The sequence below is a fragment of the Rhodophyticola sp. SM2404 genome, assembly GCF_053570515.1.
This window is the reverse complement of record NZ_JBSEDL010000008.1, coordinates 50,423-75,559: the sequence shown is the minus strand read 5'-3', so window position 1 is coordinate 75,559 and position 25,137 is coordinate 50,423. Positions and strand designations below refer to the sequence as shown.

28 protein-coding genes are annotated in these 25,137 nt (G+C 57.8%); 20 read left to right on the top strand and 8 right to left on the bottom strand.

From position 1 onward, the window contains the following. Positions 1 to 51 precede the first annotated feature (51 nt). Positions 52 to 372, top strand: a complete 321-nt coding sequence (gene trxA, locus ACTYEO_RS12720; protein WP_449324122.1) for a thioredoxin — start codon at positions 52 to 54, stop codon at positions 370 to 372. 207 nt (positions 373 to 579) lie between these two features. Here trxA and ACTYEO_RS12715 read toward each other — a convergent pair whose 3' ends face one another. Together ACTYEO_RS12715 and ACTYEO_RS12710 are read right to left on the bottom strand one after the other, a co-directional pair. Then, positions 580 to 1,908: an ammonium transporter gene (locus ACTYEO_RS12715; protein ID WP_449324121.1), complete on the bottom strand. Its 1,329-nt coding sequence runs from the start codon at positions 1,906 to 1,908 to the stop codon at positions 580 to 582. Between the two features lie 38 nt (positions 1,909 to 1,946). Continuing rightward, positions 1,947 to 2,285 (bottom strand): P-II family nitrogen regulator, encoded by a 339-nt coding sequence (locus ACTYEO_RS12710; protein ID WP_449324120.1) that lies wholly within the window; start codon positions 2,283 to 2,285, stop codon positions 1,947 to 1,949. Between the two features lie 247 nt (positions 2,286 to 2,532). On the opposite strand from ACTYEO_RS12710, the gene ACTYEO_RS12705 reads away from it, so the two are divergent. Further along, positions 2,533 to 4,722 (top strand): transglycosylase domain-containing protein, encoded by a 2,190-nt coding sequence (locus tag ACTYEO_RS12705; RefSeq protein WP_449324119.1) that lies wholly within the window; start codon positions 2,533 to 2,535, stop codon positions 4,720 to 4,722. A 33-nt stretch (positions 4,723 to 4,755) separates the two neighbouring features. Here ACTYEO_RS12705 and ACTYEO_RS12700 read toward each other — a convergent pair whose 3' ends face one another. Beyond that, a complete protein-coding gene (locus ACTYEO_RS12700) occupies positions 4,756 to 5,364 on the bottom strand; it encodes an MlaC/ttg2D family ABC transporter substrate-binding protein (RefSeq protein WP_449324118.1) in 609 nt (202 codons plus the stop codon). Further along, a complete protein-coding gene (locus tag ACTYEO_RS12695; protein ID WP_449324117.1) occupies positions 5,354 to 6,112 on the bottom strand; it encodes an MlaA family lipoprotein in 759 nt (252 codons plus the stop codon). The genes ACTYEO_RS12700 and ACTYEO_RS12695 overlap by 11 nt, the downstream gene beginning before the upstream one ends. 214 nt (positions 6,113 to 6,326) lie before the next feature. Here ACTYEO_RS12695 and ACTYEO_RS12690 point away from each other — a divergent pair, with 214 nt between their 5' ends. The 4 genes from ACTYEO_RS12690 to ACTYEO_RS12675 are packed head-to-tail and all read left to right on the top strand — an operon-like array spanning position 6,327 to position 9,114. Further along, positions 6,327 to 6,794, top strand: a complete 468-nt coding sequence (locus tag ACTYEO_RS12690; RefSeq protein WP_449324116.1) for a RidA family protein — start codon at positions 6,327 to 6,329, stop codon at positions 6,792 to 6,794. A 3-nt stretch (positions 6,795 to 6,797) separates the two neighbouring features. Next, positions 6,798 to 7,571, top strand: a complete 774-nt coding sequence (locus tag ACTYEO_RS12685) for a glycerophosphodiester phosphodiesterase family protein (RefSeq protein WP_449324115.1) — start codon at positions 6,798 to 6,800, stop codon at positions 7,569 to 7,571. Positions 7,572 to 7,627: 56 nt separating this feature from the next. Then, a complete protein-coding gene (locus tag ACTYEO_RS12680) occupies positions 7,628 to 8,818 on the top strand; it encodes a GNAT family N-acetyltransferase (RefSeq protein ID WP_449324114.1) in 1,191 nt (396 codons plus the stop codon). Beyond that, positions 8,815 to 9,114: a 4a-hydroxytetrahydrobiopterin dehydratase gene (locus tag ACTYEO_RS12675; RefSeq protein WP_213675769.1), complete on the top strand. Its 300-nt coding sequence runs from the start codon at positions 8,815 to 8,817 to the stop codon at positions 9,112 to 9,114. The genes ACTYEO_RS12680 and ACTYEO_RS12675 overlap by 4 nt, the downstream gene beginning before the upstream one ends. A 172-nt stretch (positions 9,115 to 9,286) precedes the next feature. Here the strand turns inward: ACTYEO_RS12675 and ACTYEO_RS12670 are convergent, their stop codons facing one another. Beyond that, positions 9,287 to 9,913 (bottom strand): hypothetical protein, encoded by a 627-nt coding sequence (locus tag ACTYEO_RS12670; protein WP_449324113.1) that lies wholly within the window; start codon positions 9,911 to 9,913, stop codon positions 9,287 to 9,289. A gap of 43 nt (positions 9,914 to 9,956) precedes the next feature. Beyond that, the gene (locus tag ACTYEO_RS12665) at positions 9,957 to 10,445 is read right to left on the bottom strand and encodes a redoxin family protein (RefSeq protein WP_449324112.1); all 489 of its coding nucleotides are present in this window, start codon (positions 10,443 to 10,445) and stop codon (positions 9,957 to 9,959) included. Positions 10,446 to 10,529: 84 nt separating this feature from the next. Here ACTYEO_RS12665 and ACTYEO_RS12660 point away from each other — a divergent pair, with 84 nt between their 5' ends. The 5 genes from ACTYEO_RS12660 (at position 10,530) to yaaA (ending at position 15,910) form a co-directional block, all read left to right on the top strand. Beyond that, the gene (locus ACTYEO_RS12660) at positions 10,530 to 11,735 is read left to right on the top strand and encodes an NAD(P)/FAD-dependent oxidoreductase (RefSeq protein WP_449324111.1); all 1,206 of its coding nucleotides are present in this window, start codon (positions 10,530 to 10,532) and stop codon (positions 11,733 to 11,735) included. Further along, positions 11,732 to 12,295 carry a 16S rRNA (guanine(966)-N(2))-methyltransferase RsmD gene (gene rsmD, locus ACTYEO_RS12655; protein ID WP_449324110.1) on the top strand — a complete coding sequence of 188 codons (564 nt, stop codon included), beginning with the start codon at positions 11,732 to 11,734 and terminating at the stop codon, positions 12,293 to 12,295. Before ACTYEO_RS12660 ends, rsmD begins: the two co-directional genes overlap by 4 nt. Further along, complete coding sequence (locus ACTYEO_RS12650; protein ID WP_449324109.1) at positions 12,292 to 12,939, top strand: HAD family hydrolase; 648 nt, start codon at positions 12,292 to 12,294, stop codon at positions 12,937 to 12,939. The genes rsmD and ACTYEO_RS12650 overlap by 4 nt, the downstream gene beginning before the upstream one ends. Before the next feature lie 91 nt (positions 12,940 to 13,030). Continuing rightward, on the top strand, positions 13,031 to 15,073 hold the full coding sequence (gene recQ / locus ACTYEO_RS12645; protein WP_449324108.1) for a DNA helicase RecQ: 2,043 nt from the start codon (positions 13,031 to 13,033) through the stop codon (positions 15,071 to 15,073). Between the two features lie 60 nt (positions 15,074 to 15,133). Next, positions 15,134 to 15,910, top strand: coding sequence for a peroxide stress protein YaaA (yaaA, locus tag ACTYEO_RS12640; protein ID WP_449324107.1), 777 nt, complete (start codon positions 15,134 to 15,136; stop codon positions 15,908 to 15,910). 13 nt (positions 15,911 to 15,923) lie between these two features. Here yaaA and ACTYEO_RS12635 read toward each other — a convergent pair whose 3' ends face one another. Further along, complete coding sequence (locus ACTYEO_RS12635; protein ID WP_449324106.1) at positions 15,924 to 16,220, bottom strand: DUF1244 domain-containing protein; 297 nt, start codon at positions 16,218 to 16,220, stop codon at positions 15,924 to 15,926. A gap of 18 nt (positions 16,221 to 16,238) precedes the next feature. Further along, positions 16,239 to 16,976, bottom strand: a complete 738-nt coding sequence (locus ACTYEO_RS12630) for an N-formylglutamate amidohydrolase (protein ID WP_449324105.1) — start codon at positions 16,974 to 16,976, stop codon at positions 16,239 to 16,241. Positions 16,977 to 17,124: 148 nt separating this feature from the next. On the opposite strand from ACTYEO_RS12630, the gene pyk reads away from it, so the two are divergent. From pyk to mscL, 9 genes are all read left to right on the top strand, one after another. Next, positions 17,125 to 18,573 (top strand): pyruvate kinase, encoded by a 1,449-nt coding sequence (gene pyk / locus ACTYEO_RS12625; RefSeq protein WP_449324104.1) that lies wholly within the window; start codon positions 17,125 to 17,127, stop codon positions 18,571 to 18,573. Positions 18,574 to 18,616: 43 nt separating this feature from the next. Then, positions 18,617 to 18,850 carry a hypothetical protein gene (locus tag ACTYEO_RS12620; protein ID WP_449324103.1) on the top strand — a complete coding sequence of 78 codons (234 nt, stop codon included), beginning with the start codon at positions 18,617 to 18,619 and terminating at the stop codon, positions 18,848 to 18,850. 131 nt (positions 18,851 to 18,981) lie between these two features. Further along, a complete protein-coding gene (gene rpmI / locus ACTYEO_RS12615) occupies positions 18,982 to 19,182 on the top strand; it encodes a 50S ribosomal protein L35 (protein ID WP_066602414.1) in 201 nt (66 codons plus the stop codon). Between the two features lie 12 nt (positions 19,183 to 19,194). Further along, positions 19,195 to 19,560, top strand: a complete 366-nt coding sequence (gene rplT / locus ACTYEO_RS12610) for a 50S ribosomal protein L20 (protein ID WP_449324102.1) — start codon at positions 19,195 to 19,197, stop codon at positions 19,558 to 19,560. Between the two features lie 104 nt (positions 19,561 to 19,664). Further along, a complete protein-coding gene (locus ACTYEO_RS12605; RefSeq protein WP_449324101.1) occupies positions 19,665 to 20,393 on the top strand; it encodes a class I SAM-dependent methyltransferase in 729 nt (242 codons plus the stop codon). Between the two features lie 74 nt (positions 20,394 to 20,467). Then, on the top strand, positions 20,468 to 21,541 hold the full coding sequence (pheS, locus tag ACTYEO_RS12600) for a phenylalanine--tRNA ligase subunit alpha (protein ID WP_449324100.1): 1,074 nt from the start codon (positions 20,468 to 20,470) through the stop codon (positions 21,539 to 21,541). A gap of 108 nt (positions 21,542 to 21,649) precedes the next feature. Next, positions 21,650 to 24,058 (top strand): phenylalanine--tRNA ligase subunit beta, encoded by a 2,409-nt coding sequence (gene pheT / locus ACTYEO_RS12595; RefSeq protein ID WP_449324099.1) that lies wholly within the window; start codon positions 21,650 to 21,652, stop codon positions 24,056 to 24,058. A gap of 23 nt (positions 24,059 to 24,081) precedes the next feature. Next, on the top strand, positions 24,082 to 24,531 hold the full coding sequence (locus ACTYEO_RS12590) for a YtoQ family protein (RefSeq protein WP_449324098.1): 450 nt from the start codon (positions 24,082 to 24,084) through the stop codon (positions 24,529 to 24,531). Between the two features lie 132 nt (positions 24,532 to 24,663). After that, a complete protein-coding gene (gene mscL, locus ACTYEO_RS12585; RefSeq protein WP_449324097.1) occupies positions 24,664 to 25,092 on the top strand; it encodes a large conductance mechanosensitive channel protein MscL in 429 nt (142 codons plus the stop codon). Positions 25,093 to 25,137 lie beyond the last annotated feature (45 nt).

The window sequence follows — 25,137 nt, the reverse complement described above, 5'->3', positions numbered from 1 at the left end:
ACCATAGGTTCCGTTTTCAAGACAGACATGTTTTTTAACGGAGGGCTCATCATGGCCACCATCGCAGTTACAGACGCGACCTTCGACACCGAAGTTCGCCAGTCAGCTATCCCTGTTGTTGTTGATTTCTGGGCAGAATGGTGTGGCCCCTGCCGCCAGATCGGCCCCGCATTGGAAGAGCTTTCGAGCGAATATGACGGCAAGGTCAAAATCGTGAAGATCAATGTCGACGAGAACCCGAATTCCCCGACCGAGCTTGGCGTGCGCGGCATCCCCGCCCTGTTCATGTTCAAGGATGGCGAGGTGATCTCGAACAAGGTTGGCGCGGCCCCGAAAGCGGCCCTGCAAAAGTGGATCGAAGAGGCCGTCTGAGCCCCACACCCACGAACCCCGATTAAGAAAAGAGCGCCTGATCAGGCGCTCTTTTTTTTGGTGCCCAATCCTGTGCGCTCAGATCAGCGCAACCCGCCATCACATCTGATCAGCCATATGAAAAGGCGCCCCGTCAAACGGAGCGCCTTTCCTATTTGTCCCGAGCCATAGAGGGAGGAGGAATGGCTCGAGAAGCTTGTCTAGGGCTTAGCCCTTGGTGAACTCAGGATAGGCTTCCATACCCAGTTCGGTTGTGTCGAGACCTTTGATCTCGTCCTCTTCGCTTACACGGATACCCATGACAGTCTTGAGGATGAACCAGACAACCAGCGAGGCTACGAAGGTGAAGACACCATAACCTGCGATACCGAGCAGCTGTGTGCCGAGCGACGCTTCACCGTAGAAGATGACCGCGATCGTGCCCCAGATACCTGCGAAGAGGTGGACAGGGATAGCACCAACAACATCGTCGATTTTCAGCTTGTCGAGCAGAGGAACCGTGAAGACCACGATCACACCACCGATGCCACCGATCCACAATGCGCCGAAGAGTGTCGGAGCGAGAGGCTCAGCTGTGATGGAGACCAGACCAGCAAGTGCGCCGTTCAGGACCATGGTAAGGTCGACCTTGCCATAAACAACCTGTGTCAGGATCAGAGCAGCGACGGCACCAGCAGCAGCAGCCATGTTTGTGTTGGCGAAGATGCGGGATACGTCGGATACGTCACCAACGGTGCCCATTGCCAACTGCGAACCGCCGTTGAAACCGAACCAACCGAGCCACAGGATGAATGTACCCAAGGTTGCGAGCGCCAGATTGGAGCCAGGCATTGGGTTCACTTTGCCGTCCTTGTACTTGCCAAGGCGTGGTCCGAGGATGATGGCACCTGCGAGAGCGGCCCAGCCACCTACGGAGTGTACAACAGTGGAGCCCGCGAAGTCGGAGAAGCCCGCTTCAGACAACCAGCCGCCGCCCCACTGCCACGAACCGGAGATCGGGTAGAGAACGCCTGTCAAGATGATCACGAAGATCAGGAAGGGCCACAGTTTGATACGCTCGGCCAAAGCACCCGAAACGATCGAAGCAGTTGCAGCAACAAACACCAGCTGGAAGAAGAAGTCCGAACCGATGGATGCATAATCAAGCGCCGCGTCTGCAGCCGAAATGCCCACTGGATCAAGAACAGTCTGTGCGAAGAACGGGCCAACATAACCCGCGATGATCCATGCATCACCAGGATACATCAGGTTGAAGCCGATCAACCAATACATGATCGCCGCAAAGGAGAAGAGCGCGATGTTCTTGGTCAGCTGCATGGAGACGTTCTTGGCGCGCACGAGGCCCGCTTCGAGCATCGCAAAGCCTGCGGCCATGAAGAATACGAGGAAGCCTGCCATCAAGAACAACAGGGTGGTCAGGATATAAGGCCCGACTTCGTCAAATGTGGGCGCCGCAGCTTCTTGCGCGAAACCCATCGATGGAAGCAATGCAGCAGCCGCCACAGTCGCCATCGGAAGGAGATACTTGGTTTTCATGTTTCTCTTTTCCCAAATAATTGCAGGGACGCGCGCGCTTACAGCGCGTCGTCGTTGGTTTCACCGGTGCGGACGCGAACAGCGCTTGCCACATCGAGAACGAAGACCTTGCCATCACCGATCTTGTCGGTTTTCGCTGTGGTCTGAATTGTCTCGACCACTTGGTCTGCCATGGCATCTGCCACAACGATCTCAAGTTTTACTTTTGGAACAAAATTCACGGCGTATTCAGCGCCACGATAGATTTCAGTGTGACCGGATTGCGAGCCAAAGCCCTTGATCTCAGTCACCATCATGCCGCGCACGCCGATGGAGGTCAGCGCTTCACGCACCTCCTCGAGCTTGAACGGTTTAATTGCTGCAATGATGAGTTTCACGATTGTTACCCTTTTGCGATTTTGCTGTCCCCCAAAGGACTTCACTCGAGCATCACAAAAAGGAGATCGCCCTGAGAGCAACGAAACGGGGCGCTTAATTTGTGGGCTTTATTGAATTATGCAAATTTTTTGCGCAATTTCGCCTTTTCGATTAAATTTTAGGCAATCAATTTATCAGGGCTGCTCATCTACAGACTTCGCATCCGACTCGAAAAGGCTTATCTTTGCCAAAAAATGGCAGGCAAAAATGAGCGAAAATGGAAATGGCGGGCGCGGCACGCGCAGATTGGTTGCGGATAAACGCTCGGCCAATCCGCCTGCATCACGCGCTGGAAACGGATCATCCCGCGGGGCACAGCCACCGCGGAAACCGCGCCGCAAACAGCGCGCGACCAAGCCGCGTCGTTCGGGGCCATTGGGCTGGATCACATCGCTCTTTCGTTTGATTTTCAGAATTATCTGGGGAGTTGTCTGGCGCGGCGCGCTGGTGATGTTCCTGATCCTTGCAGGGGCCACTGCCTATTATTACTCGGAACTTCCTGATGTCGGGGATGTTGTTGATGCCCGCGCCCGCGGCTCGGTCACACTTCTCGACCGCGATGGCGATGTCTTTGCGTGGCGGGGCGAACAATTTGGCGGGATGATCACGCCTGAAACCGTCAGCCCCCATCTGACCAATGCCGTGGTCGCCACCGAGGATCGGCGCTTTTTCCGCCATTTCGGCATTAGCCCGCGCGGCATTGCCAGTGCGGTGCGCATCAATATGCGCGAAGGGCGCGGCCCGCTGGAAGGGCATGGCGGCTCAACCATCACCCAACAGGTTGCCAAACTGATGTGTCTGGGCGTCGCCTATGATGCCGACACATGGGAGACCGAGGCCGAGTATGAATCGGATTGCCGCCGCACGACCCTGTGGCGGAAGTTGCAGGAAATGCCTTTCTCCTTCGCGATGGAGCTGCGCTACACCAAGAACGAAATCCTCTCAATCTATTTCAACCGCGCCTATCTGGGCGCAGGCGCACGTGGCTTTGAGGCGGCTTCACAGCGCTATTTCGGCATGTCCGCCGCCAATATCAATGCCAGCCAAGCGGCCATGATGGCGGGGCTTTTGGTGGCTCCATCCTATTATGCGCCCACCCGCAATCTCGAACGCGCGCAAGAGCGTGGGAACCTCGTGCTTAATCTGATGGAGCAGCAAGGCTACCTGAGCGCCGCAGACGCCACCCAAGCGCGTGCGAACCCCGCCGTTCTGTCTAATGCTGCATCGGCCAATGTCGGCGGGTATTTCGCTGATTGGATCATGGATGAAGGCCCCGGTTTCCTGACCAATGACACGACCGAAGATGTGATCATCCGCACCACCTTCGATTCCGACATGCAGCGCGCCGCTGAAGAAGCCTTGCAGGAGGTGTTCTCAAACTCGGTCCGCGAAGGCTCGGAAGCGCAAGCCGCCATCGTGGTGATGAGCGCGGATGGCGCTGTGCGCGCCATGGTGGGCGGGCGTGACACACGTGGCGCTGGCCTGTTCAACCGCGCAGCCCAAGCCCGCCGCCAGACAGGCTCGGCCTTCAAACCGTTTGTTTATGCCACGGCATTGGAACTTGGCTGGCGCTTTGATGATTTGATCCTAGATGCGCCACTCACACTCGACATCCCCGGATCGGGCCCTTGGTCGCCCGTGAATTACACAGGTGAATTCTATGGCGATGTCACACTGACCGACGCCTTGCGCGCCTCGCTTAACACGGCCGCTGTGCGCCTGTCTGAAGATGTAGGGCGCGAGTTGGTGCGCGATGTGGCATCCCAATTCGGCATTCAAAGCGATCTTGCTGCAGGCCCTGCCCTTGCGCTTGGCGCATCCGAGGCGAGCTTGATTGAAATGACAGGCGCCTATGCTGGCATCTTGAATGGCGGCTCTGCCGTGGCGCCCTATGGGTTAACGGAATTGCGCCTGATGGGGGATGACACCCCGATGATCGGCCAAGAAGGCGGTATCCGTGAACGGGTCATCTCCGAGAATGCCGCGCAGCAGTTGACCTATATGATGGCCGAGGTTGTGGCGGACGGCACAGGACGCCGTGCGCAATTGTCCGACAGGCCCGTGGCTGGAAAAACAGGCACCACAAATTCGGCCCGCGATGCGTGGTTCATAGGGTTTTCTGCGGATTACGTTGCAGGTGTGTGGATGGGATATGATGATAACACACCGCTCTCGGGTGTCACGGGTGGCGGCCTTCCCGCCGAGATTTGGCGCCAGACCATGGAGCGCATCCATGCCGATCTGTCACCGCGCCCCTTGCCCATGATCGACCCTGTGCTCGAAGCCCGCCCCGACCCCATGCCCTCTGCCGAGGCGCAAGACGGCCAAGGCGACAGACCAGATCTGGCGCAGCAGATTTTGATGGAGGTTTTGGGTGGGTTGCTTGGCCGAAACTGAGCGTGTCTTCGCCGAGTTCATCCAGCCACCGACTTAAGCCAGAGTTCTGAGATGCGCGATCAACGCGTCGATGTCGCCACCGCGCCGATCAAGCATGGTACCGATTTCCTGACTTTCCGTAGAACGCAGATTTACGCCCTGAAAGACGATGTTGAAGAAACGGTTCTGACCGCTTGCATCGGATACGAGGAAGATAACCTCAAAGGGCGACTGCCCACTTAGAATCGCGGTCGAGCGGACCTCATAGAAATTGCGGATCGCTCGGGTGCCCTGCACTTCGATCCGCCCACCGATGAACTCACGAAAGCGGCTGCCATATTTACGCGCCAGATACCCTTGGAACGCTGTGGTAAAGGCGCTGCGCTGCGCGGAACTTGCGCTGCGCCATTCAGGCCCAAGCACAGATTGCGCCATGATGGGCATATCGGCATAGCGGCTCAGGACGTTCGAAAACTGCGAATACATCCGGCTTTCCGAGCGACCCGAATTAATGATGTCGTTAATCTCGGCCACGACACGCCCAACCAGATCGGACGCTTCATCAGCGGTAAAGGCCATGCCGCGCCCAGCACCAAACATCGCAATGGCGGAGGCACCGAGGGCTGCAAACTGTCGGCGGGAAAGCTTGAATTCACTGCGCATAGGGATCCTCATAGGGGTCGAAGTAATCATCTTGCTGGCGGTCGCCGCGCAATTCAAAACGGCGGTTTTGCAAATACAGGCTGCGCGCTTGTGCGTAGCTATCTTCACTCTCGTAAAGCACGCCATCAATCACATCGCCAAACTGGTAGCGCTGGCCCATTAGGTCAACAGTTTCCAGCCCCGTGACGTAATCACTTTCTGGGGAGGTCACGAGATACCGCAAAGGGTTCAGCGCGGCATCAACAAAGCGCCCCGCCGTGTCGCGGCTAGTTGATGGGCCAAAGAACGGCAACTCGACGTAAGGGCCTTCCTCTGCGCCCCAAACATGCAAGGTCTCACCAAAATTGGTATCAGCGGGCAGGACACCCATCGCGCTGGCGGGGTCAAACAGCCCGCCCAGCCCGATTGTGGAATTGATCACGAAGCGCGTCGTGTTTTGCATGGCTTGGCCGATCCGGAACTGCAGGATGTTGTTCACAACATAGCCCGGCTGGTTCAGGTTCGACGCCATATTGGACAGGCCATTGCGCACAGGCTCAGGGACAATCGTTCCGTAGCCTTGCGAGACAGGTCGCAATAATGCGCGGTCTACGGCAATATTAAGTTCATGGACTTCGCGGTTCTGAGCCTCATTCGGGTCGTCAATCAGATCACCACGCGGAATGTCGGCGGGGCCACAGGCTGTCAGGCCAAGGGCTAGCGCCACCAAAACAGGCCGTAGAGATAGCAATTTTACGCAATAACTCATGATGAAAATCGACTTTTTTCCAAAGGCCCCAGATCATCCGCATACCTAAATCAGCCCGCTGGTTCAACATGGCATGGAATAGACCTACCTGAATGCGGCGATGCCGCGCTGCAGAAATGACACGTATCTGGGCGATGTTACTAGAATTCGCCCCTTCCCCCTGTTGCCGCGCAGGGTTAGCCTGCGCGCAAACATGCTTATAAGGAAGCCTGCCATGAGCAAGAATTTCGAGAAGAAACTGGCCGATCTGGGCGTCACCCTGCCTGATGCGCCCGCGCCTGCCGCGAATTATGTGCCCTATGTCACGATTGGCAGCACCGTCTATGTATCTGGCCAGATCTCGATGGCGGATGGGGCTTTGATCACGGGTAAAATCGGTGCGGATCTGACCACCGAGGAAGGTGCGGCGGCGGCGCGAAGCTGTGCGATCTCGCTTCTTGCTCAGGTCAAAAAGGCTTGCGGCGGTGATCTGGATAAGCTGGTGCGTGTTGTGAAACTGACGGGTTTTGTGAACTCCACCCCTGATTACGCCGACCAGCCAAAGGTGGTGAACGGAGCTTCAGATTTCTTGGTGGAGGCTTTGGGCGATGCGGGCCGCCATGCGCGCTCGGCCGTTTCGGCTGGCGCTTTGCCGCTGAATGTCGCTGTCGAAATCGAGGGGATTTTCGAGATCGAGGCATAGGCCATGTCTGCAGCTCTGGATGGCTCCTTTCTGCGCCTGCCGATCGCGCACCGTGCGTTGCATGATGCGCAAAGCGGCATTCCCGAAAACAGCCTTGCCGCAGCAAGTGCTGCAATCGCGGGTGGCTACGGGATGGAGGTTGATATCCAGCCTTCCTCGGATGGTCAGGCAATGGTGTTCCATGACGCAACGCTTGAGCGTCTGACGGATCAAACGGGGCGGGTGAATCAACGCACAGCGCTTGATCTGTCCCAAATCCCGCTCAAAAATAGCGAGGAGCGCATTCCCCGCCTGACTGATCTGTTGCACTTGGTCCAAGGCCGTGTGCCCTTGCTGATCGAGATCAAGGATCAGTCAGGCAATTTAGGCGATGTATCAGGCGAGCTGGAACCCGCCGTTGCGCAGGATTTGGAAGGCTATGGCGGCCCTGTCGCCGTGATGTCCTTCAACCCCGCTTCCGTGGAACGGATGCAGCGCTTCGCACCGCGGGTGACCCGAGGTTTGACCACCTGCAGCTTTCCACCGGACAAATGGAATGGTGTGTCCGAGGCGCGCTGCGCGCATCTGCGCGATATCGCAGATTTCGACCGTTTGGGCGCAGCGTTCATTAGCCATGACTGCAATGATCTGGATCGCGCCTCGGTGCTCGCGCTCAAAGCGCGCGGCGTTCCGATCCTGTGCTGGACCATCAAAAGCGCCGAGGCCGAGGCCCAAGCCCGCAAGATCGCGGATAATGTGACCTTTGAAGGCTACCTCGCCACAACACCAACGGCTTGACGCAACACCGCTTTGCCCCACCTCAGGGGTGGGCCATCAGGAATTCGGCATTCGCAATGCGTGACGGACGAGACATTGAAGTAACCGTTCTGAACTCTCTGCGCGGCATCACCGCCGAGGAGTGGGATGCCTGCGCGTGCCCCGAAGCCGCGGATGGCGGCCGCCCTTTTGACCCGTTCACCACGCATCGGTTTCTTTTGGCGCTGGAGGATAGCGGATCGGTCGGCGCGGGCACGGGCTGGCAGCCGCATTACCTTCTGGCGCGCGAAGGCGGCACGCCCATAGCCGTGGCCCCCGTTTATGCCAAAGGCCATAGTCAGGGCGAATATATCTTCGACCAGAACTGGGCCCATGCTTATGAGAATGCGGGCGGGCGGTATTATCCGAAACTACAGGTTGCAGCCCCTTTTACCCCCGCAACTGGCCGCCGTTTTCTGACCAAACCCGAGCATAGCGAGATAGGGCACCAAGCATTGGTGCAAGGCATGCTTCAGGTCGCGCAGGACAATCACCTGTCCTCGGTCCACATCACCTTCTGCACCGAGCAAGAGGCCGAATTGGGCGAGACCCTTGGCCTGATGCGGCGCTATAGCCAGCAATTCCACTGGCATAATCGCGGCTATGCCGATTTTGATGGGTTTCTCGCGGATCTCTCATCGCGCAAACGCAAAAACATCCGCAAGGAACGCGCCACCGCCCAAGGCTTTGGCGGCGAGATCGTGGCGCTGACGGGGGAGCAGATCCAACCCGAACATTGGGATGCCTTCTGGACCTTCTACCAAGACACGGGCGCGCGGAAATGGGGCATGCCTTACCTCACACGCGAGTTCTTCGATATCGCGCATCAGACCATGGCCGATGATATGCTTTTGGTCTTTGCAATGCGTGATGGCGAGCCCGTTGCAGGCGCGCTTAATTTCATCGGGCGCGAGGTGATCTATGGCCGCTATTGGGGCTGCAGCGAGGATCACCCCTGCCTGCATTTCGAATTATGCTATTATCAGGCCATCGACTACGCGATTGCCCATGGCCTGCCGCGCGTGGAAGCGGGCGCGCAAGGGGGCCACAAGCTGGCTCGCGGCTATCTGCCCGTGACCACCCATTCCCTACATTGGGTGCGCGATCCGGGCTTTCGCAATGCGGTGCAGGATTTTCTTGAGGCCGAACGCGCCATGGTGGGGGAGGAGATCGAAATCCTCACCTCATACGGGCCGTTCCGCAAATGCGATGTGGAGGAACAGGAATGAGCAATGAGAAACTGACAGGCGATGCGCGCGAGGCCGCTTTGGCCGCGCTTGCCAAAACGGGCTGGGGCATGGTCGAGGGCCGCGACGCGATCACCAAAACCTTCGTCTTCGCCAATTTCATCGACGCATTTGGCTGGATGAGCCGCGCAGCTTTGGTGGCCGAGAAAATGAACCACCACCCTGAATGGTTCAATGTCTACAAAACGGTCGAGGTAACCCTCTCGACCCATGATGTAGGCGGCCTCTCCGCGCTTGATCTGGCCTTGGCCGAAAAGATGGACAAGCTCGCAGGCTGAGCCTTCGGCCCCGAGCGCGCTGCCCGTTTTAAGAGACGAAGCGGGCAATGCTCCCGTCGAGGCACGGCGGGCTAACGCCGCTTATCCCGCGCGGGAGTAAACCACTATCATTGAGCCACCTGCCAAACTGCCCCGCTGAGCGGGACAAAGCTGGCTCTCGTTCATTTTAAATCTACGATTTTGGCAGAACTGTCCAAGTCTGCTTGCTCATTATCAACGCATCGAAGCTTTTTGTCTGCTCTAGGCGATAGCAAGCCGCATCCGCTGATATACAAAACCGTGCAAAAATCTCGGTTATGCCAAGTTCAAAAAACTTCACTTGCAAGGACATCTCTGCACCATTCGCAGATTTGATATTCAGAACATCATTGTTGCGTGGTCCTTGGAGGAGTTCGATTTCCTTGATGTCCCGCCAGCTAAAAGTTTGTTCTACATCGCGACGAAAGAACAATCGCATTCGACACCAAAAACCGCCTTCCTCGAAGCAAATATTCCCGCCGACCCGCTGCGGAGTGAGGATAAGGTATAAAGCTGTACCAACGAATATAGCGGTAATAGCTGACAGCCAATTGAACAGACTGTTCCAGTCTAGAACGCTTTCGATGCCATCATAATAGAGCGCGAAAAAAATCGGAACGCCAAACGGGCTCGCAAGGATGAGGAGATACACACCCAGTGTCAGGTTGATCCAAGGTTTGGGTCCAATATCGTCTGGCATCGGCTTTAAATGATCTCCGAATTCACAAGGCTTACGCTCCCACTCCGCTTCTGGCACGCTCATGCTGCGCAAATGCAGCATTTACGGAAAAAGGTCGGGCGCTATGCCCGACCTTTGATCATGTTCAGATCGCGGCCAGCATCGCCTCGCCGCCCGAGATTACGCAGGTGCCGGGGCTTTCTTCTTTATGCAGCACCTTCACCACACCGTCCTCGGAAAAGATCGCATAGCGCGAGGAGCGTGCGATCAAGCCAACGGGCGGGGCAGTGAAATCCATGCCCAAGGCTTTGGTAAATTCGCTTTGCGCATCAGACAGCATCGAAATGCCTGCATCCGCAGCACCCGTGGCCTCGCCCCATGCTTTCATCACGAAGGGGTCATTGACCGAGACGCAGATGATCTCGTCCACGCCTTTGGCATCGAAATCACCCTTGGTGCGGATGAAGCTTGGCACATGCTCGGAATGGCAGGTCGGGGTGAAGGCACCTGGAACCGCGAAAATCACAACCTTGCGGCCTTTGAGCGTGCTGGCCATATCCACTTCTTCGGGGCCATCGGCGCCCAAACGGATCAAGGTTGCATTGGGCAGTGTATCTCCGACTGAAATGGACATTGTAGTTCCCCTAACTTGTGTTTGCTGTTGAGCGACATATACGTTGAAGACAAATAGACGCCAGAGGCAAGACGGGGCAAATCAATGACAAAAATCGTAGTGGTCGGGGCAGGGCAAGCAGGCGCTGCCTGTGTCGCGAGATTGCGTAGTGACGGGTTTGACGGCGAAATCACCCTCATTGGTGAGGAAAGCGCGCCCCCCTATCAGCGCCCGCCTTTGTCCAAGAAATACCTGCTTGGCGAGATGGAGGTGGAACGCCTCTATCTGCGGCCCGAAAGCTATTACCCCGAAAACGCGATTGATCTGCATCTTGATATGACCGTCGAGGCGATTGATCGGGAGGCAAAATGCGTCATCTCGGGCGAAACACGGGTTTCCTATGATCATCTGGTTTTGACCACAGGCTCATATCCGCGCCACCTGCCTGCCTCGATCGGCGGGGATTTGGGCGGCGTTCATGTTGTACGAGGTCTGGCCGATGTCGATGCAATGGCCCCTTCCGTTCATGAGGGCGCACGGGTTTTGATCGTTGGCGGCGGGTATATCGGGCTGGAGGCTGCTGCCGTTTGTGCCGCGAAGGGCATGAAGGTCATTCTGGTCGAAATGGCTGATCGCATCTTGCAACGCGTCGCCAGCCCCGAGACTTCTGATTATTTCCGTGCCGTGCATAGCGCGCATGGTGTCGATATTCGCGAACGCGTGGGGCTGACGCGTTTGACGGGCAAGGGGCAAGTTGATGGCGCTGTGCTCAGCGATGGCAGCGAGATTGCGCTTGATATGGTCATCGTCGGGATCGGCATTGCCCCCGCGACCGCGCTGGCCGAGGCCGCAGGGCTGGAGATCGAGAACGGGATCAAGGTTGATGCCCATGGGCGCACATCGGACCCTTCGATCTGGTCGGCGGGCGATTGCGCGTCTTTTCCTTATCGCGAAGACCGCCTGAGGCTCGAATCCGTGCAAAACGCAATTGATCAGGCCGAAAATCTCGCGCGCAACATCATGGGGGCCGAGGAACCTTATCTACCCCATCCATGGTTCTGGTCCGATCAATACGACGTAAAGCTCCAGATCGCAGGGCTGAATACGGGCTATGACCGGATCGTTACGCGCGGCGGCGGGGATGCTGTGTCCTATTGGTATTACAAAGGCGATGACCTGCTGGCCGTTGACGCGATGAATGACCCGCGCGCCTATATGGTCGGCAAACGCCTGATCGAGGCGGGTAAATCCCCTACTTCTGATCTGGTTGCAGATAGCGACACTGACCTGAAATCACTGCTGCGCGCATGAGGATCATCTCGGGAAAATGGCGGGGCAAGAAACTGGCCGATGTCGGGCAGGGTGATGCGGCGGCGCATTTGCGCCCGACCACCGACCGCGTGCGCGAAAGCCTGTTCAACCTGATCCAGAATGGCCCTTATGGAAACCCGATCACGGATGCCCGCGTGCTTGATCTGTTTGCAGGCACGGGCGCGCTCGGGCTGGAGGCGCTGTCGCGCGGGGCAAAACAGGCCGTGTTCGTGGATGACGGAGCCGCCGCGCGCGGCTTGTTGCGTGAAAATATCGGGCTGTGTGCGGCGCAGGGTATCTCCAAGGTGTATCGTCGTAATGCCACCGATCTAGGGCCGCATTCGGGCCAGCCCTTTACGTTGGTCTTTCTGGACCCCCCCTATCGTCAGGGGCTTGGCGAATTGGCGCTGGCCTCGGCACTGGAAGGCGGATGGCTGGCACCTGAGGCTTTGATCGTCTGGGAAGAAGAGACGCCGCCTTTGCCGCCCGCGGGCGTAACCCTGCTGGACCAGCGCAGCTATGGCGGCACCGTCATCACCATTGCAAAGGTAAAAGCATGAAACCTGATCTTGTGATCTTTGATTGCGACGGCGTGCTGGTCGATAGCGAAACCATCACCAATAAGGTCCTTATCGCCAATCTTGCCCGCTACGGGCTGCATCTGACGCTTGAGGATACAGACAGGCTGTTCGTGGGGGGCACCATCCGTGGCGTTGGAGAAAAAGCGCGCGAGATGGGCGCTGATCTGCCCGAGACTTGGGTCGATGCCATCTATGCCGAGATTTACGACACCCTGCGCGCGGGCGTTGCACCCGTTGCGGGCATCCCCGCGCTGCTGGAGCGTCTGGATGAGGCAGGCATTCCCTATTGCGTGGCCTCCAATGGCAGCGAGGAGAAAATGGATATCACCTTGGGACAAACGGGGCTTGCGCCACGCTTTGAGGGCAAGCGCTTCTCGGCCCACAGCTTGGGCGTGGCCAAACCCGATCCGGGGCTGTTTCTTGCTGCCGCCAAAACCATGGGCTTCGCCCCGTCAGTCTGTATTGTCGTGGAGGATAGCGGCACAGGTGCGAAGGCCGCAAAAGCCGCACAGATGCGCTGTCTGGGATATGCCGCCCATGACGATGGTGCGCGGCTAAAGGCCCAAGGCGCCGAGGTCTTTGACGACATGGCCAAACTGCCGCTCCTAATCGGGCTGGAATAGCCTTCCACATCATCTTGTGCGGGTTGTTAACCATACCTCAATATGGGACAGTCGATAAAACACGAGCATCTAGAAAAAATCCAAAGCAGGCATGCAGGACGCGACCGCCCTTCTCTCTTCTGTATTCGGCTTTCCCGAGTTTCGACCAGGGCAGGAGGAAATCGTGCGCGCGGTCGCCGAGGGCCGCAATGTCTTGGCCATTATGCCGACAGGCGGGGGTAAATCGCTCTGTTTCCAATTGCCCGCCCTGATGCGCGAAGGGGTCACTGTCGTGATCTCTCCTTTGATTGCTTTGATGCGCGACCAAGTGCGCGGTTTGCGCGAGGCGGGCGTCGAGGCAGGCGCGCTGACATCGGGCAATACCCCTGAGGAAACCGATGCCGTCTGGGAGGCGCTGGGGGCCGGCAGGCTCAAACTGCTTTATATCGCGCCCGAACGGTTGGCCTCCTCAGGCACGGAGCGGATGCTCAAACGCGCGGGCGTGTCGCTGATTGCGGTTGATGAGGCCCATTGCGTCAGCCAATGGGGCCATGATTTCCGCCCCGATTACCTGCGCATCGGTGCGCTGCGCCGCACTCTGGATGTGCCACTGGCCGCCTTTACCGCCACCGCAGATGCCGAAACGCAAGCCGAGATCATTGAGCGTCTGTTCAACGGCGAGCCTCCCGAGGCCTTCCTGCGCGGCTTTGATCGCCCGAACCTGACCCTTGCCTTCGAGGTCAAGAACCAACCGCGCCAACAAATCCTTGCATTTGCGGCGGCGCGCAAAGGGCAATCCGGCATCGTGTATTGTGGCACCCGCGCCAAGACCGAGACCCTGTCACAAGCGCTGCGCGAGGCGGGCCATAATGCCTGTTTCTATCATGGCGGAATGGACCCTGAGGATCGCCGCATCGTCGAGACCCGCTTTAGCGTTGAGGACGGGTTGATCGTGGTGGCCACGATTGCCTTCGGGATGGGTGTCGATAAACCCGATATCCGTTGGGTGGCGCATGCCGATCTGCCCAAATCCATCGAAGGCTATTATCAGGAAATCGGACGCGCGGGCCGTGATGGCGCACCCGCCGATACGCTAACGCTATATGGGCCCGATGATATCCGCTTTCGACGCCAGCAGATCGATGAAGGCATTGCCCCGCATGACCGCAAAGCGGCTGATCACGCGCGGCTGAATGCGCTTTTGGGTCTGGCCGAGGCGATGGTTTGCCGTCGCGAAAACCTGCTTGGTTATTTCGGCGAAGAGATTAGCAAATGCGGCAATTGCGATCTGTGCAGCACGCCGCCCGAAACATTCGATGCCACACAACCCGTGCGCAAAGCCCTCTCGGCGATCCTGCGGACGGGGGAATATTTCGGTGCAGGCCATTTGATTGATATTCTGATAGGCAATGCCACCGAAAAGGTACGCGAACGCGGCCATAACGACCTGCCCACCTTTGGTGTCGGCACCGAGTTTGACAAGCGCGGTTGGCAGGCAGTGTTTCGCCAGATGATGGGGCATGATCTTGTGCGCCCCGACCCCGAGCGGTTCGGCGCATTGCGCATGACCCAAGCCGCACGGCCCATTTTGCGTGATGAGGCTGAGATTACCTTTCGCAAGGATACGATCACCAAGACCCCGCGCCGCCCTGCCGTTAAAACGCTGGTCAGCGAGGAAGATGCGCCCCTTCTCTCGGCGCTCAAGGCCAAGCGCCGCGCCTTGGCCGAGGAGGCCCGCGTGCCCGCCTATGTTATCTTCACCGATCGCACCCTGATCGAGATGGCTGAAACACGCCCCCGCTCGATGGATGAGATGGCGCGTGTTTCGGGCGTTGGTGCCACCAAGCTGGAACGCTACGGAGAGGGGTTTCTGGCCGTTATCACGGGTGAGAAACCCGACCACTTGCATCCCGCACGCCGCAAACTTGCGGGCCGCGATGCGGGCAATGTCTATGACCGTCTTTTGCAGGTTCAGGCCGATCTGATGCGCGGCGCGAATGGGGGTGATAAACCTGTCACCTGTTCCTCCTCGCAACTGGCCAAAATTGCCGAAGTTAAACCCGGTGATTTAGGCAGCCTCACCCGCCTTTTGGGCGAGCGCAGGGCCGAACGCTTTGGCGAGGCCTTTCTTGATGTGCTGCGCGAAGCTGGATAAGCGCGCCGCACTGCCCTAGATACTATCCCAACCGCCAGAATTTTCGACAGGAGAGCCCGCATGCTGACCGTGATTTCCCCCGCCAAACGCCTTGATTGGGCAGCCCGCGATGTGGATGTAACGCAGCCGCGCTTCACACAGGATGCCGAGGCTCTGGCCGAGGTCGCCAAGACCCTATCGGTTGGCGATCTTGAGAAGCTGATGGATATCTCCAAGGACCTTGCCACGCTTAACCATGACCGCTTTCAGCGATTTGCCGAGGACAAGGCGGAAATGCGGCCCGCAGCGCTGGCCTTTGCGGGCGACACTTATGCGGGTCTAGAGGCCAAGACCCTGTCGCCAGATGATCTGCGCTTCGCCCAAGACCGTTTGCGCATTCTATCTGGTCTATACGGGGTTTTGCGGCCGATGGATGCGATCCAGCAATATCGCCTTGAGATGGGCAGCCGCCTGAAAAACCCGCGCGGCAAATCGCTCTATGACTATTGGGGCACCCAGATTTCCGAAGCGCTGAACAGTGACGCGGCTGGCCTTGATGCCGATACGCTGATCAATTGCGCCTCGATCGAATATTTCTCGGCTGTGCAGCCTGATGCTTTGAAGCTGCGGATCATCACGCCCGTCTTTCTTGAGGACAAGCCCAATGGCCCCAAGATCGTAAGCTTTTACGCCAAGAAGGCGCGTGGCGCGATGGCGCGTTTCATCATCGAGAACAGGCTGACCGACCCTGCCAATATCACCGAGTTTGATGCGGGCGGCTATCGCTATGCCCCTGACCTGAGCGAGGAAGGCAAGCCCGCCTTCCTGCGCTCGGAAGCTGATGCCAAAGCCGCCTGAGGGCTGATCCAGATCAGTGGTCGGGATTGGCTTTCGCGAATTCGGCCTTTTGGGCATCCGTTGCCTCTAGCTGGTATTTCACGCGCCATTCGTCATAGGGCATGCCATAGACCGTCTCGCGGGCCTCATCCTTGGACATTTCGATGCCCTTTTCGGCAGCGGCCTCACCATACCATCGGCTCAGGCAATTGCGGCAAAACCCTGAGAGGTTCATCAGGTCGATATTTTGCACATCCTTGCGCTCATCCAGATGTTTGAGCAGGCGACGAAAGGCAGCGGCTTCAAGCTCGATGCGGGTTTGATCATCCATATTTCGGTCTCCTCGTGACTATAGCTGTGCGCTGGAAAGCGCGGCGTCAAGCATGGGGGCCAACCTTGTGCCCCAATCGGCCTGTGCCTGATCTGTTTCAATCAAGTCATTGCGCAATTCGATCAGAACATGGGGCAACCCGTTTTGCAGGCCATGCCGATCCATCGCATCTCCGGGCAAATGGCCGGAATAGGGTTGGTTGTCGCCGACACAGATATCGCCCTGCATGCCAAGATGCTGAAGCAGTGGATGGGCAAGGCGGGTGTCGCTGGAATAAAGCACGCCCACATGCCAAGGCCGCGCTGGCCGCCCGACAAAGGCGGGGGTGAAGGAATGAACCGCCAGCAAAACGGGGTTTGCGCGTGCCGCGATCAACCCCTCCAAGGCGCGGTGATAGGGGCGATGCAACATCTCGAGGCGGCGCTCAACCTCGGCCTCATCGGCGTGGCGGTTTGCAGGAATGATCGTGCCATCATAGATTTTCATCAACAGCGTGGGATCGTCTTCGCCACGGTTCGGGTCAATCACCAAGCGTGAGAAATTCGACAGGATAACGGGCGAGTTCAAGGCCTCGCCAAGCACGCGGGCCAGACCAGCCGCGCCGATATCATAGGCGATATGACGTGCCATATCTGAGGCAGCCACACCAAGATCGCCGCCTGCCACTTCCACTGGCACACGGTTTGAGGCATGGTCCACCGTAACAACCCAACGCCCGGGCCGCTCAGCGCCGACTATCTCGAATGGCATGGTCATGTTTTTGTCACCCTTGGCTGGCATGACACGCTTCGTAGACGGCTTCGTGCTGAACTGCCAGTTGTCCCTCGGGGGATTTTGATCCATTAGGGGCGCAGAATAATTGATAGCGCAAACATTTTGCGCATACCGAAGGGACAGACCCCGCATGAGACGCCAAAGAAACGTGAAAATTGTGGCCACTCTTGGCCCCGCATCCAACGATTATGAAATGATCCGCGCGCTGTTTGAGGCTGGTGCAGATGTGTTTCGTCTGAACATGAGCCATGGCTCTCATGATGAAATTCGCGTGCGTCACCAGATCATTCGCCAGATCGAAAAAGACACCAACAGCCCGATTTCCATTCTCGCCGATCTTCAGGGCCCGAAACTGCGATGCGGCGTCTTTGCCAATGGCGAAGGCTTCGAGATGCAGGAGGGCGCGACCTTCCGCTTTGACCTCGACGCAGCCGAAGGCGACGAGAACCGCGTTCAACTGCCCCATCCCGAGATTTTCGCAGCACTTGAGAAAGGCGCGCATCTGCTGGTCAATGATGGCAAACTGAAGCTGCGCGTTGAAGAATGCGGCAAGGATTTTGCCAATTGCGTCGCGTTGAATACGGGCACGATCTCCAACCGTAAGGGCGTGAATGTGCCTGATGTGGTTCTGCCCTTGGCCGCTTTGTCCGAGAAAGACCGCAAGGATCTCGAATTTGTTTGTGACCTTGGCGTGGATTGGCTGGCGCTGTCTTTTGTACAGCGCGCGGCCGATGTCACCGAGGCGCGCGAATTGGCCAAAGGCCGCGCCGCGATCCTGTCCAAAATCGAAAAGCCCGCTGCTGTAACCGCCTTTGACGAAATCCTCGCGGCCTCTGACGGGATCATGGTCGCGCGTGGCGATCTCGGGGTTGAGCTGCCTGTGCAGAATGTCCCACCGATCCAGAAACGCCTGATCCGCAAATGCCGCGCGGCAGCCAAGCCTGTGATTGTGGCGACCCAGATGCTCGAGAGCATGATCGAGAGCCCTGTGCCAACCCGCGCCGAGGTCTCCGATGTTGCGACTGCGATTTATGAGGGGGCTGACGCCGTGATGCTGAGTGCGGAATCGGCGGCAGGCAATTACCCGATCGAAGCGGTCAACACGATGAACAATGTCGCCATCGAAGTGGAGAGCGACCCGACCTATCGCGAAGTGCTGGATTCTTCGCGCAAGGTCGAACGCGCCACGGTTGCCGATGGCATTGTTGCCGCCGCCCGTGAAATCGCCGAGACCACGGATATCAAGGCGATCTGCTGCTTTACGCAATCCGGCACCACTGCTGCCCTCGTGGCGCGTGAACGCCCTCGCGTTCCAATCATCGGCCTGACCCCCAAAATCGAGGTTGCCCGCCGCATGACCCTGACATGGGGCACAAGCTTCGTTGTCACAGGCTCGGTGGACCGTTTTAAAATGGCCGTTGTCAATGCCGCCAAAGCCGCACGTGAAGGCGGGTTCGCAGGTGAGGAGGACCAGATTGTCGTCACCGCAGGTGTGCCTTTCAATGTGCCGGGTACAACGAACATCTTGCGGGTTGCACCTTGTGCCGAGCGTCTGATTTTCTCGACGGACCCAGAATAATCCCTATGGTCGGACGGCAATTGCTTCGCTAAGGCATTGGGCCATGAACAATCTGCCGTCCGATATTTTGATCGTTATTGCCACTTTCGTGGTTGGCATGTCTTTGGCCTCGGCCATCTCGAAATGGGTCGATAGACGGTTTCCGCTCTTTGCTTTGATCAATCTTGCCTTCGGGATCGGGTTATTTGCCCTTGCCTATATGAACAGCGAGGATGGCTTGGGTCTGACCGCCATTCCAGATGCTTTCATCTCGGTTGTTGCGCGAATTTTGAATTAAAGCGCGGCTTTGACCACTTAAATCTCTTGTATCATCTGCCAATTGGCGCTAATCGGCGCTCTCCAACGGTGCGACCGGCCGAAAGTGGCATGCCGAGTCGCGCTAGAACGTTGCCTTAAGAGGAGACGAAAATGCCCAAGATGAAGACCAAATCGAGCGCCAAAAAGCGCTTCAAAATGACTGCCAGCGGTAAGGTGAAAGCCGGCCAAGCAGGCAAGCGCCACGGGATGATCAAGCGGACGACGAAGTTCATCCGCGACGCGCGCGGAACCACGACATTGTCGGCTCCGGACGCAAAGATCGTTAAATCCTACATGCCCTACGACCGTTAAGGAGGCGCTGATATGTCCCGCACAAAAGGTGGTACCGTTACCCATCGCCGTCACAAGAAGGTTCTTGACGCGGCCAAAGGTTATTATGGCGCACGTTCGCGCAGCTTCCGTGTTGCAACGCAAGCCGTCGATAAAGCCAATCAATACGCAACCCGCGACCGCAAGGCGCGCAAGCGTCAATTCCGCGCTCTGTGGATCCAGCGGATCAACGCAGCCGTACGTGCCCATGATGAGAGCCTGACATATTCGCGCTTCATCAATGGCCTCGCGCAAGCTGGCATCGAAGTGGACCGTAAGGTTCTCGCCGATCTGGCCGTGCATGAGCCTGAGGCATTTGCAGCGATCGTAGATCAAGCGAAAGCAGCGCTTCCGGCCTAAGCCTTAAGCCAGCCAAGCTGATTGCATTTCGGCCCCGTATCAGGTGAAACTTGATACGGGGCCGTTTCTATTTGTGCCTCGGCATTTCGAGCAAGAGAATTTCAATGACCTATTTCAACGACTATCTGACGCGCACCGATGACCGTTTTGTCATGAAATGGGAACATTATTTCGCCGTCTATGAACGCGAATTCGGGCGCTATCTCGACCGCCCCATTTCCTTTCTCGAGATCGGCGTTTTCAAAGGTGGCTCGATCCCGATGTGGAAGGGTTATTTCGCCAAAGGCTCGAAACTGACATTTATCGATATCGACCCCGCCTGCGCCGCACATCAAGAAGCGGGCACCACCGTGGAGATCGGCAACCAGACCGATGCGGCTTTTCTGGCTGAGGTTGTCAAGAAGCACGGGCCGTTTGATCTGATCCTTGATGATGGCAGTCATATCAATGCCCATCAATCCGCCAGTTTCGAACTGCTTTGGCCCCATCTGAGCGATGGCGGCCTTTATGCGGTTGAGGATTGCCATACCAGCTATTGGCCAGGTTTCGGGGGCGGCTACCGCAATGAGGCGAGCTTTGTCGAATATGCCAAGCGCAAGGTCGACCAGATGCATTCTTGGTATACCGATCAGGATAAGATGTTCCCCTTCGATCCGATCGCGCGCGAATTGGATGCGGTGCGGTTCTACGATTCCATCGTGGTTTTTGAAAAACGCATCAAGAAAGAGCCACCCACTTCGGTGACCTCGCAGAATGGTAAGATCGGCAGATCGCGCCGTGCGCTCGAGATGCGTGGGCGGGTTTCCAAATTTGCGGGCAAGGATGGCACCTGAACACCCGCCTCTGACTTGCATTCGGAGCCGTCTGTGATAGCTGATCAAGCGAAATTCTTGAGGGGCTGAGGCCAATGGACGGATTGAATGAGCTGCGCGGCAGCTGGCTGGAACGGATCGCGGGTGCAACGGATGAATCCGCGCTCGAAGATATGCGCGTGGCAGCCCTTGGCAAAAAGGGTGAGATCAGCCTGAAGATGCGCGAGCTTGGCGGCATGTCGCCCGAGGAACGTCAGGTGGCAGGCCCCGCGCTGAATGCATTGAAGGACGAGGTTGGCGCGGCCCTTGCGGCTAAGAAAGCCGCCCTTGGGGATGCCGCGCTGGATGAGCGTTTGAAAGCCGAATGGCTGGATGTAACCCTGCCCTCGCGACATCGTCGTGTCGGAACCATCCACCCTGTCAGTCAAGTGACCGAGGAAGTCACCGCGATTTTCGCAGATATGGGGTTTGCCGTGGCTGAAGGCCCGCAGATCGAAACCGATTTCTACAATTTCGATGCGCTCAACATTCCGGGCCATCACCCTGCGCGCGCCGAGATGGATACCTTCTATACCCATCGCGCCGAAGGAGATGACCGCCCGCCGCATGTCCTGCGCACCCATACCAGCCCTGTGCAAATCCGTCATCTGGAGGCCCATGGTGCCCCTTGCCGGATCATCGCGCCGGGCCGTGTGTATCGCGCCGATTATGACCAGACCCATACGCCGATGTTCCATCAGGTCGAAGGTTTGGCGATCGATAAGGATATCTCGATGGCCAATCTGAAATGGGTGCTTGAGGAGTTTTTCTCGGCCTATTTCGGCACGCAGGTCCGCACCCGTTTCCGCGCATCGCATTTCCCCTTCACCGAGCCATCGGCCGAGGTGGATATCCAATGCTCATGGGAAGGCGGCACCGTAAAGGTTGGTGAGGGCGATGACTGGCTCGAGGTTTTGGGCTCGGGCATGGTTCACCCCAAGGTGTTGCAAGCGGCGGGTGTTGACCCCGAGCAATGGCAAGGCTTTGCCTTCGGCATGGGGATCGACCGCATCGCCATGCTGAAATACGGCATCCCCGATCTGCGCGCCTTCTTCGACAGCGACCTGCGCTGGCTGCGCCATTACGGCTTTGCCAGCTTGGATATGCCAAGCGTGCATGCGGGCGTTTAACAGCGCCCCGCGCGCCGCCTGACAACTACCTAGCAAGGGCCGAGGCCCTTCCAATCAAAGGCCTACTGCGATAATCGCATGCGCGAATGCGCGAAGGGAGTGCAGCAGATGAAATTCACCCTATCCTGGCTCAAAGAGCATCTCGACACCCAAGCCAGTGTCGATGAAATCACCGAGGCCCTCACCGATCTGGGGCTGGAAGTGGAAGGCGTGGAAAACCCTGCGGCCAAGCTGGAAAGCTTTACCCTTGCCAAGGTCAAGGAGGCCAGCCAGCACCCTGATGCGGATCGCCTGCGCGTCTGCACGGTTGAGACCGATCAGGGCGATGCCCAGATCGTCTGCGGCGCGCCCAATGCGCGCGCTGGCATCACGGTCGTGCTTGCACGGCCCGGCGATTATGTGCCCGGCATTGACGTGACCTTGTCAGTTGGCACCATCCGCGGCGTCGAGAGCCATGGCATGATGTGCTCCGAGCGCGAGCTGGAATTGTCCGAGGAACATGACGGCATTATCGAATTGCCCTCGGGCGAGGTGGGCCAGAAATTCATCGACTGGCTGGCCGCGAATGACCCCGCCAAGGTCGACCCCGTGATCGAGATTGCCATTACGCCAAACCGTCAGGATGCGCTTGGGGTGCGCGGTGTGGCCCGCGATCTGGCCGCGCGCGGTCTTGGCAGTTTGAAACCTTATGAGGTGAGCGAGATTGCCGGCAGCTTCCCCTGCCCAATCGGTATCAGCATTGCCGAAGACACGCTCGAAGTTGCGCCGCATTTCACAGGCCGCGTGATCCGTGGCGTCAAGAACGGCCCCTCGCCCGCATGGTTGCAGGACCGTTTGCGCGCCATCGGCTTGCGCCCGATCTCGGCCTTGGTGGATGTGACCAATTTCTTCACCTATGACCAGAACCGCCCGCTGCACGTCTTTGATGCCGATAAGGTGCAGGGCGATTTGCGCGTACACCGCGCAGAAGGCGGCGAAGAGATGCTGGCGCTGGATGAAAAGACTTATAGCTTCAAGGCGGGCCATATGATCATCTCGGATGATCGCGGCCCTGAAAGCATCGCGGGCGTCATGGGCGGCGAGGAAAGCGGCTGTACCGAAGAGACGGTCGATGTTTTCCTTGAAAGCGCTTATTGGGACATGGTCCAGATCGCCTATACAGGCCGTGATCTGAAGATCAATTCCGACGCGCGTTACCGTTTCGAGCGCGGCGTTGATCCTGAATACACCCGTCCGGGTCTTGAGGCCGCAACCAAGATGATCCTTGATCTGTGCGGTGGCGAAGCCTCCGAGGTTGTCGAGGCGGGTGCTGCGCCCAAAACCGCGCGCAGCTATCCCCTGAACACCAAACGCGTGATCAGCCTTGTGGGCATGGATATCCCGAAGGAAGAACAGGTCCGTATCCTGACCTCGCTTGGCTTCTCGGCCACGGGGACAGGCGATGTGATCGAAGTTTGGGTGCCCTCGTGGCGGCGCGATGTTCAGGGCGAAGCCGATCTGGTCGAAGAGATCGCGCGCGTGGCCTCGCTGACCAAATTGCAGCCTGTGCCCCTGCCGCGCCCAAGTGCTGGCGTGCCTTCGGCGGTTCTGACCCCGATGCAAAAGCGCGAACGCAACGCGCGGCGCACGATTGCGGCGCTCGGCTATAATGAATGTGTGACCTATAGCTTCATCGACAAGGCCAGCGCAGAGTTGTTCGGCGGCGGCTCGGATGCGACGATGCTGGAAAACCCTATCTCTTCCGAGATGAGCCATATGCGCCCCGCCTTGTTGCCTGGCCTGTTGCAAGCCGCTGCCCGCAATCAGGCGCGCGGCATGATGGATCTGGCCCTGTTCGAGGTGGGTGCTGCCTTCCAAGGCGGTGAGCCTGGGGAACAGCATTTGCAAGCGGCGGGTATTCTGGTTGGGCATTCGGGGCCACGTGATCCGCTTGGCGCGCGGCGCGCCGTGGATGTGTTTGACATCAAGGCCGATGCCGAAGCAGCCCTTGCGGCGATTGGCGCGCCTGCCAAAGCGCAAATCCTGCGCAATGCGCCTGCTTGGTGGCATCCCGGACGCTCGGGCATGATCTGCCTTGGGCCCAAGAAGGTGCTTGGTATCTTTGGTGAATTACATCCCAAAATCCTCAAAGCCATGGATGTGAAGGGCCCCGCAATGGCCTTCACCATCTTCCCTGAGGCAGTGCCCATGCCGCGCAGTGCAAATGCCAGCCGCGGGGCTTTGGCGATCAGCGATCTGCAATCGGTCGAGCGTGATTTTGCCTTTGTTGTTGATGCACAGGTCGAGGCACTTGATTTGGTCAATGCAGCCGCAGGTGCCGATAAGGCGCTGGTTCAAGAGGTGCGTGTCTTTGACGAATTCATCGGTGGCAGCCTTGGCGAGGGCAAGAAATCCATCGCCCTAGCCGTGCGCCTACAACCCAAGGATAAAACCCTGACCGAAGAAGAGATTGAGGCCGTTGGCGTCAAGATCATCGAAAAGGTCAGCAAGGCCACTGGTGGCACCCTCAGGGGCTAGGCTTCAGCGAAAAGGCGGTACAAATGGGATTGAAAGTTTACCTCTCGGGCGAAATCCACACCGATTGGCGGGAACAGATCATCGCAGGCGCTGAAGGGCTCGATGTGTCCTTCTCCTCGCCCGTGACCGACCATGCCGCCAGTGATGATTGCGGCGTGGCCATCCTCGGGGCCGAAGAGAACAAGTTCTGGCATGATCATAAAGGCGCGAAAGTTAATGCGATCCGCACCCGCAAGGGGATTGAGGAGGCAGATATCGTCGTGGTGCGCTTTGGTGAGAAATATCGCCAATGGAATGCGGCTTTTGATGCCGGTGTCGCCGCAGCGCTTGGCAAATCGATCATCGTGTTGAACCTGCCTGAGCACCAGCATGCCTTGAAAGAGGTTCATGCCGCAGCCCTTGCCGTGGCCGAAGAGCCTGCTCAGGTCGTCCAGATCCTGCGCTATGCCCTGACAGGTGAATTGCCCGCCTGAACGGGTGGCCCACAAACCTTAATAACGATTCACAAATGTTCGATTTTCGGGCATTGTCACGCTGTGCCAAAGTTGGGGGCATGCGTATCGCAGAACATGCGAGCGTATCAAATACTGGAAAAGGGACGACCAATGCTTAACGAATTTAAGGACTTTATCGCCAAGGGCAATGTCATGGACATGGCCGTAGGTATCATCATCGGCGCGGCTTTCACCGCGATTGTGACATCGCTGGTGGGCGATCTGATCAATCCGATCATCTCGTTGTTCATGGGTGGCGTAGACTTCACCAATTGGTTCTACACACTTGATGGCAGCGAATACGGAACTTTGGCCGAAGCAACCGAAGCAGGCGCCGCAGCCTTTGCAATCGGTAACTTCATCATGGCAATCATCAACTTCCTGATCATCGCCTTTGTCGTCTTCATGCTGGTCAGAAGCGTAAATCGCGTCAAAGAACAGGCCGCGAAAGAGGAAGAAGCAGCGGCAGAAGAAGCTCCTGCAGGACCCACCGAGCTGGACATTCTTATGGAAATCCGTGACGGCCTTAAAAAGGGCTGAGCTTTCAAACTATTACAGAAGCGGCCCGCTAGAAAATGGCGGGCC